This window comes from Arthrobacter sp. DualSoilB13 (assembly GCF_055389195.1).
Genome location: NZ_AP035865.1, coordinates 1,754,500 through 1,772,579, shown reverse-complemented (window position 1 = coordinate 1,772,579; position 18,080 = coordinate 1,754,500). Strand labels below are relative to the sequence as shown.

18 protein-coding genes are annotated in these 18,080 nt (G+C 63.3%); 14 read left to right on the top strand and 4 right to left on the bottom strand.

What is annotated here, in order from left to right; all coding sequences use genetic code 11:
• The first annotated feature begins 74 nt into the window (after positions 1–74).
• The gene (locus ACZ5J0_RS08190; RefSeq protein ID WP_014921420.1) at positions 75–308 is read left to right on the top strand and encodes an antitoxin; all 234 of its coding nucleotides are present in this window, start codon (positions 75–77) and stop codon (positions 306–308) included.
• A 185-nt stretch (positions 309–493) separates the two neighbouring features.
• Entirely contained in the window at positions 494–1,711 is a 1,218-nt protein-coding gene (locus ACZ5J0_RS08185; RefSeq protein WP_464094545.1) for a benzoate/H(+) symporter BenE family transporter, read from the top strand.
• A gap of 19 nt (positions 1,712–1,730) precedes the next feature.
• Here ACZ5J0_RS08185 and zapE read toward each other — a convergent pair whose 3' ends face one another.
• The gene (zapE, locus tag ACZ5J0_RS08180; RefSeq protein WP_142939458.1) at positions 1,731–2,771 is read right to left on the bottom strand and encodes a cell division protein ZapE; all 1,041 of its coding nucleotides are present in this window, start codon (positions 2,769–2,771) and stop codon (positions 1,731–1,733) included.
• A gap of 209 nt (positions 2,772–2,980) precedes the next feature.
• On the opposite strand from zapE, the gene ACZ5J0_RS08175 reads away from it, so the two are divergent.
• From ACZ5J0_RS08175 to ybaK, 3 genes are all read left to right on the top strand, one after another.
• Positions 2,981–3,907: a sulfurtransferase gene (locus ACZ5J0_RS08175; RefSeq protein WP_464094544.1), complete on the top strand. Its 927-nt coding sequence runs from the start codon at positions 2,981–2,983 to the stop codon at positions 3,905–3,907.
• Positions 3,908–3,996: 89 nt separating this feature from the next.
• Positions 3,997–4,458 carry a SufE family protein gene (locus ACZ5J0_RS08170; RefSeq protein WP_187697232.1) on the top strand — a complete coding sequence of 154 codons (462 nt, stop codon included), beginning with the start codon at positions 3,997–3,999 and terminating at the stop codon, positions 4,456–4,458.
• A 32-nt stretch (positions 4,459–4,490) separates the two neighbouring features.
• Entirely contained in the window at positions 4,491–4,997 is a 507-nt protein-coding gene (gene ybaK, locus ACZ5J0_RS08165; protein ID WP_166842014.1) for a Cys-tRNA(Pro) deacylase, read from the top strand.
• Between the two features lie 73 nt (positions 4,998–5,070).
• Here the strand turns inward: ybaK and ACZ5J0_RS08160 are convergent, their stop codons facing one another.
• Complete coding sequence (locus ACZ5J0_RS08160) at positions 5,071–6,345, bottom strand: alpha/beta hydrolase family protein (protein WP_142939443.1); 1,275 nt, start codon at positions 6,343–6,345, stop codon at positions 5,071–5,073.
• Between the two features lie 134 nt (positions 6,346–6,479).
• Between ACZ5J0_RS08160 and ACZ5J0_RS08155 the strand changes: the two genes are divergently transcribed.
• From ACZ5J0_RS08155 to ACZ5J0_RS08115, 9 genes are all read left to right on the top strand, one after another.
• Positions 6,480–6,971 carry a hypothetical protein gene (locus ACZ5J0_RS08155; protein WP_026005514.1) on the top strand — a complete coding sequence of 164 codons (492 nt, stop codon included), beginning with the start codon at positions 6,480–6,482 and terminating at the stop codon, positions 6,969–6,971.
• Positions 6,972–6,985: 14 nt separating this feature from the next.
• Positions 6,986–7,444, top strand: coding sequence for a peptide-methionine (R)-S-oxide reductase MsrB (gene msrB / locus ACZ5J0_RS08150; protein ID WP_142939444.1), 459 nt, complete (start codon positions 6,986–6,988; stop codon positions 7,442–7,444).
• 129 nt (positions 7,445–7,573) lie between these two features.
• Entirely contained in the window at positions 7,574–8,941 is a 1,368-nt protein-coding gene (locus ACZ5J0_RS08145) for a DUF6421 family protein (protein WP_142939445.1), read from the top strand.
• The gene (locus ACZ5J0_RS08140) at positions 8,941–9,738 is read left to right on the top strand and encodes an SDR family NAD(P)-dependent oxidoreductase (protein ID WP_464094543.1); all 798 of its coding nucleotides are present in this window, start codon (positions 8,941–8,943) and stop codon (positions 9,736–9,738) included. Before ACZ5J0_RS08145 ends, ACZ5J0_RS08140 begins: the two co-directional genes overlap by 1 nt.
• Before the next feature lie 63 nt (positions 9,739–9,801).
• Positions 9,802–10,893 carry a threonine aldolase family protein gene (locus ACZ5J0_RS08135; protein WP_464094706.1) on the top strand — a complete coding sequence of 364 codons (1,092 nt, stop codon included), beginning with the start codon at positions 9,802–9,804 and terminating at the stop codon, positions 10,891–10,893.
• A gap of 67 nt (positions 10,894–10,960) precedes the next feature.
• Entirely contained in the window at positions 10,961–11,620 is a 660-nt protein-coding gene (locus ACZ5J0_RS08130) for a DUF3000 domain-containing protein (RefSeq protein WP_142939448.1), read from the top strand.
• Between the two features lie 80 nt (positions 11,621–11,700).
• A complete protein-coding gene (locus tag ACZ5J0_RS08125) occupies positions 11,701–13,062 on the top strand; it encodes an HRDC domain-containing protein (RefSeq protein WP_166842008.1) in 1,362 nt (453 codons plus the stop codon).
• A 186-nt stretch (positions 13,063–13,248) separates the two neighbouring features.
• Complete coding sequence (locus ACZ5J0_RS08120; RefSeq protein ID WP_142939459.1) at positions 13,249–14,520, top strand: thiolase family protein; 1,272 nt, start codon at positions 13,249–13,251, stop codon at positions 14,518–14,520.
• Positions 14,517–16,661 carry a 3-hydroxyacyl-CoA dehydrogenase NAD-binding domain-containing protein gene (locus tag ACZ5J0_RS08115; RefSeq protein ID WP_223942321.1) on the top strand — a complete coding sequence of 715 codons (2,145 nt, stop codon included), beginning with the start codon at positions 14,517–14,519 and terminating at the stop codon, positions 16,659–16,661. The genes ACZ5J0_RS08120 and ACZ5J0_RS08115 overlap by 4 nt, the downstream gene beginning before the upstream one ends.
• Before the next feature lie 136 nt (positions 16,662–16,797).
• Here ACZ5J0_RS08115 and ACZ5J0_RS08110 read toward each other — a convergent pair whose 3' ends face one another.
• A complete protein-coding gene (locus ACZ5J0_RS08110) occupies positions 16,798–17,775 on the bottom strand; it encodes an aldo/keto reductase (RefSeq protein WP_142939461.1) in 978 nt (325 codons plus the stop codon).
• A 67-nt stretch (positions 17,776–17,842) separates the two neighbouring features.
• Positions 17,843–18,061 carry a helix-hairpin-helix domain-containing protein gene (locus ACZ5J0_RS08105; RefSeq protein WP_062068055.1) on the bottom strand — a complete coding sequence of 73 codons (219 nt, stop codon included), beginning with the start codon at positions 18,059–18,061 and terminating at the stop codon, positions 17,843–17,845.
• Positions 18,062–18,080: the final 19 nt, after the last annotated feature.

The following is an 18,080-nucleotide window of genomic DNA, read 5'->3' as shown; positions in this document are numbered from 1 at the left end:
AACCCTTGGCACCCCGCAGAACTGGTGTTAGGGTCGGACGCGGAGGAGCGAACTGGCTCCGCGATGGAAGGGAGGTGCCCGTGGGTTTAATTGACGACCTGAAGGGCAAGGCTCAGGGTCTCATTCAAGGCAACGAAGAAGCCATCAAGAATGGCATCGAAAAGGCCGGGGATTTTGTGGATCAGAAGACGGGCGGCAAGTACGCCGGTCACGTCGACAAAGTCCAGAATGCCGCTTCCGACTTCGTGGCCAAGAACGACGGTCAGCCTGGACAGGCTCCCGTCACGGATGAGCCGAAGCAGCCGTAGCTGCCTGAGCCGCCGTACCAGATACGTCAAGGGGGCACCGGTCCCGCCGAGAGGCGCCACCGGTGCCCTTGGCGTTTAAGCGGCGCCCTTGGCGTCTAAGCGATGCCCCTAGCGTTGGGCGTTTCCCAGGCGGCAGCCACGAAACCGGTCGGGAGACTTCCACCAGGTCAGGTACTTTGGACCTTATGCCTTCAGCTTCAACCCGTGCCGTCCAAAGCCGCGCCCCTAAGGAGACGCTGGGCCCGCCTGTCACCGCAGGTGTTGTCACCGCTTTAGTCGGTTTCACGTCCTCGTTCGCAGTGGTCATTGCGGGTTTGAAGGCCGTAGGCGCCAATCAAGCGCAAGCATCCAGCGGCCTGCTGGCGCTGACCCTCACCTTTGGACTGGGCATCTTGTGGTTGTCGTGGCGGTCCCGGATGCCGGTAACACTCGCGTGGTCCACACCAGGTGCCGCGCTGCTCGCCTCTGCCGGAATGGTCGACGGGGGGTGGCCGGCTGCTGTGGGTGCGTTCCTGATGGTGGGGGTACTGATTCTCCTCACGGGACTGTTGCCCGTCTTGGGGAGGATCATGGCAAAGATCCCTACGGCTTTGGCGCAGGCGATGCTCGCCGGGGTGCTGCTGCCCTTGTGCCTTGCACCCTTCAAATCTTTGGGATCAGCGCCCCTGTTCATCGCGCCGGTGGTGTTGTGCTGGGTGATCCTGATGAAATTCGCACCACGGTGGTCGGTTCCGGCATCGCTGCTGGTCGCCCTGGCTGTCATCGGCATCCACATCTCAACCACCGGTGTTCAGGTATCCGGTGGCAGTCTTCTACCAAGATTGGAGTGGACCACGCCTGCATTTACCGTCGGAGCCGCGGTAGGACTGGCGCTCCCGCTCTTCATCGTGACCATGGCGTCACAGAACATTCCCGGCGTCGCGGTCCTCAAATCCTTTGGGTACACCACGCCGTGGCGGCCGTCCATGCTCGTGACGGGAGCTGGAACGATCGCCGGAGCACCTTTCGGTGGCCATGCGATCAACCTGGCCGCCCTCAGCGCAGCCCTGGCTGCTGGTGAAGAGGCCGGAAAGGACCATGGCAGGCGCTGGATCGCCGCGTTCGTCTCAGGCATCGCTTATCTGGTGCTGGCCGCTGCCTCCGCCGCCCTGGTCACCCTGGTGGCTGCCGCCCCGCCCGGACTCCTGGAAACCGTTGCAGGGCTCGCTCTTTTGGGAACGCTGGCTTCGTCCATCTCATCAGCACTGGCGGTAGCCGAGGAACGCATCCCGGCCTGCATCACTTTCCTGCTGGCAGCCTCAGGGTTGAGCGTTGCCGGGATCGGCGCTGCTTTCTGGGCCTTGGCAGGCGGCATAGCGGTTCGCTGGATGCTGAAGAGCCGCGAACCTGTTCAGAAGGGTTGAATCGCGCAGCAGGCCTGAATCAGGCAGGCTCGTGGTTTTGGGCTTCGCGTGCCAAAGCCGTCAGCCTGGACACGGCACGGAAGTACTTCTTCATGTAACCACCGGTCATCATCTCTTCGGTGAACAGTTGGTCGAACGGTACCCCACTGGCCAGGATCGGCACATCTTTGTCGTAGAGCCTGTCCGCCAGTACCACGAAGCGGAGCGCAACAGCCTGTTCGGTGATCGTTTCGACGTCGCTCCACACCACGGCCTCCACGCCGGAAATGAGCTGGCGGTAGCGGCTGGGGTGGACTGCGGCCAGGTGGTTGACGAGCGTACGGAAATCATCAACGGCCACGGTCTTTCCGTCGAACTCGGCACGCATCCGGTGCTTGAGCTCTTCGGTCTTGAGCGGCGCGGGGGCCGCGGGCAAGCCTCGGTGACGGAAGTCTTCGCCGTCGATTCTGACTACGTCAAACTGATCCGCAAGAACCTGTATTTCGCGCTGGAAGTCCACGGCAGCGAAGCGTCCCTCCCCCAGTGATCCGGGGAGGGTGTTGGACGTCGCTGCCAGCTTCACGCCGGCGTCGGCCAGTTCACGCATCAGCCTGGACATGAGCACGGTGTCGCCCGGATCATCAAGTTCGAATTCGTCGATGCACACCAGCTTGTAGCTGCTGAGGGCTTCCACTGTCTTGCGGAAGGACAGCGCACCCACAAGGTTGGTGTATTCCACGAACGTACCGAACGCCTTGGGCCCCGGCGACCTGTGCCAGAGGGAGGCCAGAAGGTGTGTCTTTCCCACGCCAAAGCCGCCGTCAAGGTAGATTCCTGCCCTCGCTGCCGGGGCCTTCTTGGCAAACAACTTCTTGAAAAGCCCGCCACCGTCCTCGGATCCCACGGCGTCGGCGAATCCGGAAAGCAGCTTCACCGCGTTAGCCTGGCTCGGTTGGGACGGATCCGGCCGGTAGCTGTCGAACGATACCTCTCCAAATCGAGGAGACGGGTAGAAACCCTTGAGGAGTTCTTCCACAGAGACTGCCGGTGTGCGGGCAGCCAGTTGTTCGATCTTTACCACGGTGGTCCGTTCCTTCGGTGTTGGGTCCCCAGCAAGAATACCGGCATCGGACACTGGCCAAACCGTCACGTGACCAAGCCCATGTTTCACCGTGTGACCGCTGGGAAGCATTCCTGGCTGCCCGTGGTTAGTGTTGGAGCACGCCCGGCCGGCACCTGCACCACCTCCCACGGCCTGGCTCCGACCGTTGTCAGTGAAAGGCCATCACCATGTCCTACCCAGTTGAACAGAACGAAAAGTTTGCAGCATACGCAAACCCTGAACGCCTCGTGTCCACTGAGTGGCTCGCGGCAGCCATCGCCGACGGCGCCATTGCCGACGGCAAGCTTGTTGTTGTCGAGTCCGACGAAGACGTTCTCCTCTACGAAACAGGCCACATCCCGGGCGCCGTCAAAATCGATTGGCACACGGACCTGAATGACGAGGTCACCCGCGACTACGTTGATGGCGCCGCTTTTGCCGCCCTCGCTGCTTCCAAGGGCATCTCCCGCGACAGCACCGTGGTCATCTACGGCGACAAGTCCAACTGGTGGGCTGCCTACGCACTCTGGGTCTTTACGTTGTTCGGCCACGAGGACGTCCGCCTTCTTGATGGCGGCCGGGACAAGTGGGTCGCCGAAGGCCGCGAAGTGACCACCGACGTTCCCCAGCCCGCCGCTGGTGGATACCCGGAGGTGGAGCGCAACGATGCTCCCATCCGGGCATTCAAGGAAGATGTCCTGGCACACCTGGGCAACCCCCTCATTGATGTCCGCTCCCCTGAGGAATACACGGGACAGCGCACGCACATGCCGGCATACCCGGAGGAGGGCGCCCTGCGCGGCGGCCACATTCCCACGGCCGCATCCATCCCTTGGGCACGCGCCGCGGCTGAAGACGGAACCTACCGGAGCCGCGAAGAACTGGAGGCCCTGTACCTTGGCGAGGCTGGCCTGGAGGCCGGGGATGACGTGGTGGCTTACTGCCGGATCGGCGAACGTTCCAGCCACACGTGGTTCGCGCTGAAATACTTGCTGGGATTCGACTCCGTCCGTAACTACGACGGCTCCTGGACTGAGTGGGGCAATGCTGTGCGGGTTCCCATCGTCAAGGGTGCTGAGCGTGGCTCGGTACCTTCCTCCTTGGTCCGCAACTAGCCACCTCTGCAATTGATCCTCGGTGAAGGCATCCGTAGTGTTCCGGCACACACGATGCATTGCCCCTTGTTGTGCGTAAGCTGGAAGTGATGAGTACCAACACATTGCCCACCGCCCTGGCGGAAATCGTCGATGACTTCCAGGCGCTGACGGAGCCTGACCGCCTGCAACTCCTTCTCGAATTTTCGAGGGGCTTGCCGGACCTTCCGGAGCGCTTGAAGGACCACCCTGAGCTGCTGGAACAGGTTGTGGAGTGCCAGTCACCGTTGTTTCTCACTATCGAGTCCGAGAAAAACCCCGACGGCGGCGCCCGCGCCTACCGGCTCTTCTTCAAAGCTCCTCAGGAAGCACCCACAACCAGGGGCTTCGCAGGGGTTCTGCACGAGGGCTTGGATGGATTGACGGCTGAGGAAATTCTTGCCGTTCCCGACGATATGCCTGAGTTGCTGGGCCTGACCCGGGCCATCACTCCCCTGCGTATGCGGGGAATGACCGCCATGCTGGGGCGCATCAAGCGGAAAGTAGCAGCTGCCAGCCGGTTGGAAAGCTGACCGGCTGGAAATCTGAGGGACACAACCACGCGATGGCCAAGAAAACGGCTTCACAGGGAACGCCGGCAACTGCAGCACTTGCAGCGGCCGGCGTTCCGTATGTGCTGCACCCCTACGCCCACGATCCCGGGACAGCCAGTTACGGTCTGGAGGCCGCTGAAGTTCTGGGCATCGATCCGGACCGGGTTTTCAAGACTCTCATGGTCGAGGTTGAGGGCCGCTTGGCAGTGGCCATCGTTCCGGTATCCGGGAACCTGGACTTGAAGGCGGTAGCTGCAGCTCTCGGTTCCAAGAAGGCCGTCATGGCGGACCCTCGCACGGCGGAACGACGCACGGGATATGTTCTGGGAGGCATCTCGCCACTGGGGCAGCGGCAGAGCTCTCCCACGGTGGTTGACGAGTCCGCCTTGGCTTTCACCACCGTCCTCGTCTCAGGAGGCCGCCGCGGACTGGATATTGAGCTGGGCCCGGCGGACCTGATCCGGCTCACCGAGGCCATCACCGCTCCCATTGGCACCAGCGAGAAACATCGAGGCTGACCCCTCACCGCCAAAAGCCCGCCCCTGAGCCGGACTACCCCGCCCCTGAGCCGAACTACCCAGTGGTGCCGGACTATCCAGTGGCGCCGGGCTGTCCCGGGTTGTTCCGGGGAGCCAGTTGCCTCTGCAGCCACGCCCGGACCAGGCGCTCCCACCGTTCGGGATCGACGTTCCACTCCTTGGTGTGCCGGGCGCCGTCGAAGGGTTCAAACGTGACCATCTCGGGGTTCTTTTCCGCGAGACTGGCGGACGGGCCAAAGGGCACGTAGTCGTCGTCCACGCTATGGATCAGCAGGGTGGGAGTCCGCAGCTCAACTGCGCGGGCTTCCCAGTCCATGGCTTTCAAGTCCACAGGTGCCGATAGCCCGGTCAGCCTGCGCCCCAGGGGGTGGCTTAGCATCATCTGCCCGTAGCGGCCCACGTTGTAGGGAATTTTGTTCATCTCAGCGTGATGGGCCATCACGTTGACCCAATTAATGACCGGCGCGTCCAGCACCAGGGCACGGATGAGGTGGCGGTGCTTGGACAGGTCCGCTGTTTGCAGGCTGATGGCCCCACCCATGGACCAGCCGAACAGAACGATCTCCTGGGCACCCCGGTCCAGCGCGTACTCGATGGCGGCCTCAACGTCGCGCCATTCCGTAGAGCCCAAGCCATACCGCCCGTCCGGCGCGGAAGGAGCCAGGCCGTCGTTGCGGTAGGAGATCAGCAGGCTGTCCATGCCGAGTTCGCGCGCGGTGCGGACGGCACGGAGGCCCTCAAGGCGCGTTGCTCCGCGACCATGGACCATGATGGCGCAGACCGGCGCCGCTGCCGACGCTTCGGCGCGGATCAGCCAGGCAGGTGCCGCCCCGCCGTCGATCTCTATGTCCACATCCTCGGCCGCCAGACCGATCGCGGCAGGATCCGGATACGTAGCCCCGCTCCACCATGCACGGCGCGCCTCCGAGATGTTGCCGCTGTAAACTTCCTCAACCTCGCGCAGCACGGTCTGTTCGGCGGGCGAATAGGACACGATCCGGCCTATCCTGGCGTGGCCTTTGCCACCGGAGAAGAACAGGCTGAACACGCCGTCAATAGTGCTGTCCGGCGTGGCGGCCAGGATAACCTGTTGTCCTTTGTCGCCTTGCCCCTTGTCGCCACGGATCACGGCCAGGACTTCCTGGTCTTCGTGCCGGGCGGCAGGGGTGATGACGCGGCGGGCGAAGTACACCGCGAGCGCCGAGGACCCCGCCCCCACCAGGCTGGCGAGGGTGCCGCCCGCCAGGAAGCCGGCGATGGCCCATTTGGTGCGGAGAGAAAGTTTCTTGTCTGCAGCGTCGCTCGCTGGCGGGGTAGTCGATGCCATGGTTCCATTGTTGCTGGTCCCCGGCGCGGCGTGGTGCAGGTGTGGGTAGCGCGGCGTTCCGTGAGGGGATTGATTCGCGCGAGTCAGCGTTGCAAAGTCTGCGGTCTGCGGTTCGCCGGGACTACGCTGTAGTCATGAGTGATCCCATCGTCATCCTGACTGAAGAGCCCCTCGGCCCCGACGACCGCGTTAATATCGCCAAACTGCTCGACGGCGGTGATGCGCCTCTTATTGTCTTGGTTCCCTCCAATACTGAACGGCACCTTCTGGTGGATTTCCTGGAAAATCTGTCGCTGCTGGATATTGCCAAGGCGTTCCGGGAGCTCACTGCGCAGCACCCGGATCCTGAGGCTGAACGTGCGGAGGCCTCCGAGACACTGGCAGCATCGCTTGCGGCGCTGGCCGGCTTGGGTGGAGGCGTTACCGGCGAGGTCGTCGACGGCGGTGCCGTGGCCGGCTTGGTGGCAAAAGTCCGGGCGGTGGATGCTGCCCAGGCTGTGGTCATTACCCGGCCCCATGCGATTGCGGACACGTTCCACACTGACTGGGCCAATAAGGCACAGGACCAGCTGGGCCTTCCGGTCCTGCACTTGTATGCGGGCTCGGGATTTATCGGCGACTCGTAAGCGTTGCATTAGACATGAACACTCCTGAGAACACCAGCAACACAACTTCCGCGCCCGAGGGGGCTGCCGTTCCCGTGGAAAAGAGCGATGCCCAGTGGCGCGAGGAGTTGACGCCCGAAGAGTACCGGGTGCTTCGGCAGGCAGGCACCGAGCGGCCGTACACGGGTGAGTACTGGGATACCCACACCGAAGGGGTCTACCAGTGTCGCGCCTGTGGCAGCCGGTTGTTTACCAGCCGGGAGAAGTTTGATTCCCATTGCGGCTGGCCGTCGTTCTGGGCCCCACTGGCAGAGGGCACCGTCCGGTATCTTCACGACCGCACTATGGGTATGGATCGGGTGGAAGTGCGCTGCGCTAATTGTGATTCACACTTGGGACACGTTTTCGAGGGTGAGGGCTATGGAACGCCTACGGACCAGCGATTCTGCATCAACTCCGTCTCGTTGCGTCTGGTGACGCCGGAAGAGAACTAGGCCTCAACCGGCCCCGACCCACCCAATGGCCAAGAGTTTCTTACGCTCACGCCATTCTTGGATTAGCAACGCTTCCCGCTTGCTACGCTCGGCCCAGAAGCAATTACCTCTTCGAAAGGGCCGAGCTCCATGACCACTATCACCACCGTTATCGCCCAGCGCGTCACCGCCGACGACGCTGAGTGGATGTCCTTGAAGGCAGCAGCCACCGCCCTTCAGGCGCTCCAGGAACAGGACGGCTCCATCGCCGATTCCGCAGTGCACCCCGAGGCGGCAAGCCTGGTGTCCACTATTACAGACTCCATCTCGGCCCTGGCACCGCATTTCCCTCACGATGCCCGCTACCTGGAGCTCCTGGTGGAAGACTTCGGCCGCTGGGTTCAAGGAGGCTTCGGGGTACCGGACTTCCTGGACTCCCTTCAGGCGTTCCAGCCCCAGGAGCAGCGCGTTGACGGCCTGCAACACCTGGTTGTTTTCCCCATGTACACACAGAACGGCAGCACCAACAGGTTGGTCGAAGCAGTCCTGATCGAGGTCATCTGGCCCGAGTTCATTGGCGGCCTGGAAGCAGGCGAATACTCCAACAGGCTCTTCGTCCCCATCCGCTTTGTGGACTTCACTCCGGGCTACGACACCAACTCGGCCGTGCTCTTCCCGGAGACGGTGGCAGTCCGTGAGACGCCTACGTTCACGTGGGGTGCCATCTTCGCCGATCGTGAAGCCGCCCGGTTCCGCCGCGTACTCAAGGCCGCTGCGGCAACCACGTCCTTGGAACTTCCCGAGGACGCAGCGGAGCTGATCGAGGATCAGGAACTGACCCAGCGTACGTTCGTCATGTGGGACCTGATCCACGACCGCACCCATATGCGCGGCGACCTCCCCTTCGATCCGTTCATGATCAAGCAGCGCATGCCGTTCTTCCTGTACTCCCTCGAGGAGCTGCGCTGCGACCTGACCGCGTTCCGTGAATCCGTGCGCATTGAAAAGGACGAAGAGGCCGATCCCGATGCCCGCAAGCATGCGAAGCTGGTCCAGTATGCAGTGATCTTCGACCGCATCTTCCGGTTTGCCATCACCGGCAGCCGTGTGCGCAACTACGACGGCCTGGGCGGCCAGCTCCTTTTCGCTTGGATGCACCAGCACCACGTTCTCCACTGGACGGACAGCAAACTCTCCATCGACTGGGACGAAGCTGCCGCGGTGGTGGTGGAACTCGGCGCCAAAATCGAAGAGCTGTACTGGCGCTCCATCGACCGCCCGAAGGCTGCCCACTGGCTTGCGGCATACGAGCTCATTTCGAGCACTGTGACTCCCCACCCGGCGTCCGTATGGGCCAAGGGTCCGGAAGCACTTCCTTTGGATGGCCCGCCCCGCGGCCTCACGGACCAGGTGCTGGACGACGAATTCCCCCTGTCCATGTTCTATGAAGCACTGGAGAAGAAAATGCGCCCCATCATTGACTCCACCACGGGCATCACGGGCGCGACTGCGGCCTGATGACCACACTGACTATCCTTGTGACCGGCGGAAGCAGCGCTTCCGGCATCGCCGTGACGCGCGCTTTGGGGGCCGCCGGTCACAGGGTGCTCACTGTGGGCTCGGACGAAGCCCGGATCAAGGCCGCTGCCGCCCAAGCAGGCAATGCGGCGCTACCTTTGGTCTGCGATCTCGCCAACCTGGAGTCCGTAAGGGACCTCGCGGCCACTCTCACCGGGCTCGGTGTTGAAGGCGTCGACGGCGTCATCCACTTGGTGGGCGGTTGGCGCGGAGCAAAGGGCATCGAAGACCAAACCGACGAGGATTGGGAGGCCATGGAGCGCAGCGCTGTAACCACGCTGCGGAACGTCTCCCGGGTCTTCTATAGCCAACTCGAAGCATCTGCACACGGCCGGCTGGCCATGGTGTCATCAACTACCGCGGCTTCCCCCACAGCTGCGGCCGCAAGCTACGCTGCGGCAAAGGCAGCCGCGGAAGCCTGGACCCTGGCCGTAGCCGACGGCTTCGGGCGGGCGCAAAGCGGCAACACCGGAAATACTGATGCTCCCACCGAGCAGCACAGCACCGAGCAGCACAGCACCGAGCAGCACAGCACCGAGCAGCACAGTACCGAGCAGCACAGTGCAGCGGTGATTTTTGTGGTGAAAGCCCTCGTTGACGCCGCCATGCGGCAGGCCCATCCCGAAAGGCGGTTCCCGGGCTTCACTGATGTTGAAGAACTGGCGACTGCCGCCGTCGAACTCTTTGAACAACCGGCCGCAGCCCTCAACGGCCAGCGCATCCTGCTGGCCACATAGAATCCTGCCGGCCCAAATAGACTTGAAAGCGTGAATGAACAAGTGACGAGCACAACAGAGGCAATCCACGGCGCCACGGACACCCCGGGCCCGGTTCAACTGCATGATCCTGCTCAACTGCATGATCCTGCGGTTCGCGGATTCGCATCCGACAACTATTCCGGCGTGCACCCGGAGATCCTCGCAGCGCTGGCAACCGCCAACGGCGGACATCAGGTCTCCTACGGCGAGGATGTGTACACGGCACGGCTGCAGGAGGTGCTGGAGCAGCAGTTCGGCCCCGGCATCGAGACGTTCCCGGTCTTCAACGGCACCGGTGCCAACGTCCTTGCCCTGCAATCCCTCCTCCCCCGTTGGGGTGCAGTGATCTGCGCCTCCACAGCGCACATCAACATGGATGAAAACGGTGCACCGGAGCGGGTGGGCGGCATCAAGCTCCTGCAGGTTCCCACCGGCGACGGCAAACTCACTCCTGAGCTGATCGACCGTGAGGCCTGGGGCTGGGGCGACGAACACCGCGCCCAGCCGCTGGTGGTCTCCATCACCCAAACCACTGAACTCGGGACCTGCTATACGCCGGATGAAGTGCGGGCCATCGCCGACCATGCGCACTCGAAGGGCATGAAGCTTCACATGGACGGTGCCCGGCTGGCGAACGCTGCCGCCCACCTGGATGTCCCCCTTCGCGCTTTCACCCGCGATGCCGGCGTGGACATCCTCTCTTTCGGCGGCACCAAGAACGGCCTGCTTTTCGGCGAAGTGGTGGTGGCACTGAACCCGGAAGCCGCCGACGGATTGAAGTTCCTGCGCAAAATGAACATGCAGCTGGCCTCGAAGATGCGCTTCATCTCAGCCCAGTTCATCGCCCTCCTGGAGGATGGCCTGTGGTTGCGTTCCGCCGCCCACGCCAACGCCATGGCCGCCCGCCTAAGGACAGCCGTTGAGGAAATCGACGGCGTGGAGCCAACCCAGGCAACACAGTCCAACGGGGTCTTCGCCATACTTCCCGAAGGCGTGGCGGACAAGCTGCGGGAGTCCTTCGCCTTCTACGACTGGGACGCTGCCCGCCGCGAAGTGCGGTGGATGTGTTCGTTCGACACCACGGAGGCGGACATCGATGCCTTCGTAGCGGCGATCCGACGCGAGCTGGCCTAACACATAACACCTGCAACCCGGGGCGGCGAGCCTGCACAGATTCGCCGTCCCGGACACATAATCTGCGATGGTGAACGCCCTCGCACAGGTTCCCTCGGAGTTTCTCTTCGCCTTGGGATCACTACGAAAAGCACAATGCCGTAGCGAGCTGCGGCTTGACGAGATCCCCGCTCCTGCCCGGCTGGCTCCCTACGCAGTTGCACTGGGAGCTGAGGTATTCAGCCCTACTGCCGCCACCCGCCGGGTTCCCGTGCACGGACCAGCAGCCAAGGCCTTCGCTGCGAGCCAGGGCACCAGCCCCTCAAGCGAAGAGGACGACGAACTCGCTACCGGCCGCTTCATCCTCCTCTACGACCCCGACGGTTCCGCCGTTTGGGAAGGGGAGTTCCGCATCGTCACGTACATTCGGGCCCAAATGGACGCTGAGATGGGAAACGACTCCATGCTTGGCTCCGTTGCCTGGACGTGGCTGGTGGACGCCTTGGAGAACCACGCCGCGCCCTACCGCGCTGCCGGTGGCACGGCGACAAGAATTCTTTCCGAAAGCTTCGGCACCCTGGCTGAGCGGCCGGACACCATAGACATTGAACTGCGGGCATCCTGGACACCCGCCAGCCAGGATGTCCAAGCCCACCTCGAAGCCTGGTCCGACATGGTCTGCACCTTCGCGGGCTTGCCACCCCTGCCACCAGGGGTCACCGGATTACCCAACAGGAGACTCAATTGACTGTGACAAACGCATCATCGGGTACCCCCAATGGACCGGCAACGCCCTACTGCGGCCGGAATCGGTAAGCTTAAGCCACCATGACCCCTGAATATCCGGAAAACACCACGGCCGGCGATCCGGTTGCTGATCCCACCACCCACATAAAGGTAGACGGCTTCGACAGCCACGTCCCTGAAATTATCGATCTCGATACTCCCCGCGAAGGGGTACCCGTGGTCATCGACACCCTGTCAGGGCTGGAGCGGTGCGCAGCCGCCATCGCGGCCGGAACGGGTCCTGCCGGAGTGGACGCGGAACGCGCATCCGGGTTCCGTTACGGCCAGCGGGCTTTCCTGGTACAGATCCGTCGCGAAGGTGCCGGAACCTGGCTCATAGATCCAGAGCCCTTCGAGAACCTGAACATCATCAATGACGCCCTCCGCGGCGTCGAATGGATCCTGCACGCGGCCTCCCAGGATCTCCCTTGCCTCTCGGAACTCGGCATGTGGCCTGACAAACTCTTCGATACCGAACTAGCCGCCCGCCTTGCGGGACTCCCCCGGGTTGGACTTGCCGCAGTTATTGAACAACTCCTCGGCTTTGGCCTGGCCAAGGAACACTCCGCGGCCGATTGGTCCACGCGCCCCTTGCCGGAGCCCTGGCTGCGTTACGCAGCCCTCGACGTCGAAGTCCTCGCGGAGCTCCGGGAGGAACTCATCGAGTTACTGGAAGCCGACGGCAAGCTCGAATACGCCGAACAGGAGTTCGCAGGAATACTTGCCGCTGGCCTGTCGGCCCCGCGCGTGGATCCTTGGCGGAAAACCTCCGGTCTCCACCAGATACGCGACCGCAGGCAACTGGCCGCTGTCCGTGAATTGTGGCTGGAGCGGGACCAACTGGCGCGCAAACGCGACGTAGCGCCCGGCCGCCTCATCCCGGACTCCGCACTGGTGGCCGCAGCCAAGGCCATGCCCACCACGGTGCCTCAACTGCTGGCCACCAAGGGCTTCCACGGACGCTCAGCTCAAAGGGAAGCCCCACGCTGGCTGCGCTGCATCACCAATGCCCGGACACTCACTGACCTCCCGCCCCTCCACCTGCCCACCAACGCTCCGCCCCCACCCAGGGTCTGGGTGGATCGGGATCCCGAGGCTGCGGCTCGTCTTGCCACCGCCAGGCCGGCCCTTCAGGCCAAGGCCGATGAGCTGAAGCTGCCGGTGGAGAACCTGCTGACACCGGATTATTTGCGGCGGGTCACCTGGCGTCCTCCGGCCGACATCTCCCTGGAATCCGTCGCTGAGGAACTGCGGTCCCTGGGCGCCCGGGAATGGCAGATCTCCTTCGCGGCTCCCATACTCACTGAAGCGTGCTTGAACCCCGCCCCGCTTCCCGCCAAAGAGAGCAAGGCCAAGGAAGCCAAAGCGCCCACGGACGCGCACTCTTCCGGCAATGCCGGCTAAGCTCCTTCCCGATGTGAGGCCTGCCCCCGCGAACCGTGGTTCGTGGCGGCAGGCCTTTCGCGTCCCAAGGACACGGACCCGGGCGGACCTTGCATGCTAAGTTACCCACGAGTAACATTGCATCAATGCCAGCCGAAGGGCCCGCGATGCGGGATTCGGCGCCATGTCTCAACGAGGAGTTAATACATGAGTCCATCCCGCAGTGCTCAGAGAAACGTCCGCGATGTCGTCTTCGTCGATGGCGTGCGTACACCCTTCGGCAAAGCCGGCGAGAAAGGCATCTACGCGGGTACCCGCGCCGATGACCTCGTGGTGAAGTGCATCCGCGAGCTGATGCGACGCAATCCCTCTCTTCCCGCGGACCGGATCGACGAGGTCGCCATCGCCGCCACCACCCAGACCGGGGACCAGGGCCTCACCATCGGCCGCACAGCGGCACTCTTGGCCGGACTCCCCCGCTCAGTACCCGGATTCGCGATCGACCGCATGTGCGCAGGTGCCATGACGGCAGTAACGACGACGGCGAGCGGCATCGGCTTCGGCGCTTACGACGTCGTCATCGCAGGCGGCGTGGAACACATGGGCAACCACCCCATGGGCGCAGGCGCCGATCCCAATCCTCGGTTCATGTCCGAGCGCCTGGTGGATCCCGCGGCGCTGAACATGGGTAACACCGCGGAGAACCTGCATGACCGCTTCCCGGCCATCACCAAAGACCGCACAGACGCCTACGCCGCCGCCTCCCAGGCCAAGCTCGCCGCCGCGTACTCCAATGAGCAGATCCAGCAAGACCTCGTCCCCGTAGCCACCATGAAGCCCGGCCAGGGCTGGGCCCTGCACACCACGGACGAACCACCCCGTCCGGGCACCACCGTTGCGGACCTGGCCGAATTGCGCACGCCCTTCCGCGCCCACGGCCGGGTCACCGCAGGCAATGCCGCTGGCTTGAACGACGGCGCTACAGCGGCTGTTCTTGCTTCCGCCGACGCCGCTGAGGAACTGGGGCTCCCGGTCAAAATGCGCCTCGTCTCTTACGCCTTCGCCGGTGTTGAACCCGAGGTCATGGGAATCGGTCCGGTACCGGCCACCGAAAAGGCGCTGAAAAACGCAGGACTTGGCATCGAGGACATTGGGCTCTTCGAAATCAACGAAGCCTTCGCCGTCCAGGTCCTGAGCTTCCTGGACCACTTCGGCATCGCCGATGACGATCCCCGGGTCAACCGCTATGGCGGGGCGATCGCCGTCGGACATCCACTTGCTTCCTCGGGCGTCCGTTTGATGAACCAGCTCGCTCGGCAGTTTGAGGAAGACCACTCGGTTCGCTATGGCATCACCACCATGTGCATCGGATTGGGCATGGGTGCCACCGTCATCTGGGAAAACCCCCACCACGCCGCATACCAATCTTTCACTGCTGACCAGGCCACCACGGCCATCACCGAAGGAGCCGCCGCATGAGCGCCGCCGAATTCCAGAAACTCGCCGCTCTCTTCCCCGATGAAGTGGTGACCCACTCCTACGTGCAAGACATCTCCCTCCCGGGCGGTGCCGGCACCTTCGCACTGATCACCTTGGACAACGGCTTGGACCACTCCAAGCCCACAACTCTGGGGCCCAACACGTTGGTGGAACTCGGAGGGGTGTTGGACAACCTCAAGGAGCGGGCCTCACGGGGAGAAATCGTTGGCGTCGGCGTCACGGGCAAGCCCTACTTCCTGGTGGCCGGGGCAGACCTCTCAGCTGTTAAGACTCTCAAGGAACGCGAGCACGGGCTTTGGATGGCACAGCTTGGCCATGCCGTCTACAGCACCCTCGCGAACCTGGGCGTTCCTAGCTTTGCCTTCATCAACGGGCTGGCTTTGGGCGGTGGCTTGGAGATCGCCCTGCAGTCCACCTACCGAACCGTCTCGACGGGTGCCGGCGCCCTGGCCCTGCCGGAAGCGTTCATTGGCCTGGTGCCCGGATGGGGCGGCGTCTACATCCTGCCGCGCCTGATCGGCCCGGAGAATGCCGTCAAGGTCATGATCGAGAACCCCCTCAGCAACAATCGGACTCTCACCGGCCCGCAGGCGTTCGAGCTCGGCGTGGCCGATGCCATGTTCGAACCCGCCGATTTCGTGGAACAGTCGCTGGCGTGGGCGGCACGGGTTATCTCCGGCGACGTCACGCCGGAGAGGAAGAACGCCGTTGATGCCGCCGATGACGCAGTCTCCGGCCGGTGGGCTGCGGCGGTCACCGCGGGACGAGCCTTTGTGGAGTCCAAGACCTCCAACGCCTCTCCCGCCCCGGCCAAGGTCCTGGACGTCATGGAGGCCAACCGCACCATGACCCAAGCCGAGTCGGCTGAACTCGAGTGCGAGACCCTCGCGGGGCTCATGCAAACCGACGAGTTCCGCTCCACGGTGTACGCGTTCCTGGACCTCGTCCAGAAACGCTCCAAGCGTCCTGCAGGCGCGCCTGACCGTAAGCTTGCCCGCCCGGTCACCAAAATCGGCGTGGTGGGTGCAGGGCTCATGGCCAGCCAGCTGGCACTGCTGTTCGCCCGGCAGCTGAAAGTTCCCGTCGTTATGACGGACATTGATCAGGCACGGGTGGACAAGGGCGTCGCCTACGTCCACGCCGAAGTCGACAAGATGCTGGCCAAGAAGCGGATCAAGCCCGACGCCGCCAACAGGACCAAGGCGCTCATTACCGGATCCGTCTCCAAGGAAGCCTTTGCCGACGCCGACTTCGTGATCGAGGCCGTCTTCGAAGAACTGCACATCAAGAAGCAGGTCTTCGCCGAGGTTGAAGCCATTGTTTCTCCCGAATGCATTCTGGCCACCAACACTTCATCGTTGTCGGTGACAGCCATGGCAGAGGATCTGAAGCACCCGGAACGCCTGGTGGGCTTCCACTTCTTCAACCCCGTAGCCGTCATGCCACTCCTGGAGATCGTTAGGGCGCCCAAGACCGACGACGCCGTCCTGGCCACGGCATTCGAACTGGCTAAGGGGCTCAAGAAGACTGCCGTGCTGGTCAAGGATGCTGCCGCCTTCGTCGTCAACCGCATCCTGCTCCGCCTCATGGGGGAAGTCATCGCCGCGTTCGACGAAGGCACCCCGGCAGAGGTGGCTGACAGTGCACTGCGTCCCATGGGCCTGCCAATGTCGCCGTTCACCCTGAGCGCCATGGTCGGCCTGCCGGTGGCACAACACGTCCAGGAGTCCTTGCATGCCGCGTTCGGCGAGCGGTTCCCGGTCTCGCAAAACCTGCAGAAACTCATCGACAACGGCGTGAAGAGCCTCTGGGCTCCGGGACCGGATGGAACCCCTGTCATCCCTGCCGAGACGCTGGCCCTCATGTCCTTCGGCGACACCCCGTCCACTGGCGAGGAAGTTCTGCGGCGTACGCAGGACGCTCTGGCCGAAGAAATCGGGCTCATGCTGGAAGAAGGCGTCGTAGCGGGCCCTGAGGACATTGACCTTTGCGTCATTATGGGCGCCGGATGGCCAATGTTCCTGGGCGGCATCACGCCGTACCTGGATAGGGTGGGCGCTTCCGAGCGGGTGAACGGCAAGCGATTCCTTGCCCCCGGCGTCGCATCAGCACCTGCCTGATCCGTCCCTCTCTCACATCCCGCGCCTTAAACCGGAACGCTCTCCCACTTGCCTCAAGCAAGTGAGAGAGCGTTCCGGTTTAAGGGCTGTTTTGTGAGAGAGGGACGCCTGTAGCTGGGCGGGATGGCAGAGCGAGCTAGAAGAGTGCAACCTTCGGCGCCCGCGGGAAGATCTCGTCCAACTCCGCGCGATCCTCCTGGTCAGGTACCCAGCGCACGGCCTCGGCGTTTTCGCGGATCTGCTCCGGACGGGTGGCGCCTGCGATCACGCTGCTGACCCCGGGCTGGGCAGCCAACCAGGAGAACGCCAACTGCAGCTCGCTGATATCCCGTTCCTTGGCAAACTGGCCGAAGCGGCCCAACTGCTCCCAATCGGCGTCGTGCACCAGGTTGGTGCGCGTGTGGCTCAACCGGGAACCTTCAGGGGCCTTGCCCGCTGAGTATTTTCCGGTGAGAAGCCCGTTAGCCAAAGGGAAGTAAGGAAGGACGCCCAAGGAGAAAGCTCCTGCCGCCGGGAGCACTTCGAGTTCGGCACGACGGTCCAGGAGGTTGTAGTGGTTCTGAGTGGAAATGAAACGGACGCCACCTGACTGCCGCCCCACATATTCGGCTTCAGCGATCTGCCATCCGGCAAAATTGGAATGGCCGATGTACCGCACCTTGCCGCTGGACACCAGGTCATCCAAGGCGCCCAGCGTCTCTTCAATGGGCGTCCGCGGGTCCGGGGTGTGGAACTGGTAGAGATCGATCCAGTCTGTGTCCAAGCGTCGCAGGGAAGCTTCCACGGCTTTGACGATGTAACGGCGCGAACCACGGGCATCGAAGTCGTTGCCGTTGACTCCACGCATGTCCATGCCGAACTTGGTGCCGATGACCACGTCATCACGGCGCCCCTTCAGCGCCTTGCCCAGCATGACTTCGCTCAGCCCCGGCTCCCGACCGTAAACATCGGCGACGTCAAAGAAAGTGACCCCGGCATCGAGTGCGGCGTGGACAACAGCGTCCGTGCCTTCCTGGGACTCGGTGGGAGTATTGGCGCGGCCCAGGTTGTTGCAGCCCAGCCCTACAGCTGAGACAGTGAGTCCGGAATGGCCAAGGCGTCGGTATTCAGTCATGAATTCAGCCTAATACGCGTCCCGGCGCTGATTGTCACCCAAGGCAACAAACTCCTCGGCAGAACAGTTAGCCGGTTCCGTACGAGATCCCGGATTCCTCCATGGCATCCTCAAGCTGCGCTACAGCCACCGGCCCCATCCCGTGGAGCTTGGACAGCCCGGCCTCGCCGAACTCGGCCAACTGCTCCAACGTCTCTATCCCCTCATGCGCTAGCGCCCGTCTGGCCGGCGCGGCCAGCCCTTTGGGCAGGGGCGTATGTCCGGGCCAGTTGCTCTTGGACGCCATGGGGATACCTCCTGGTGCG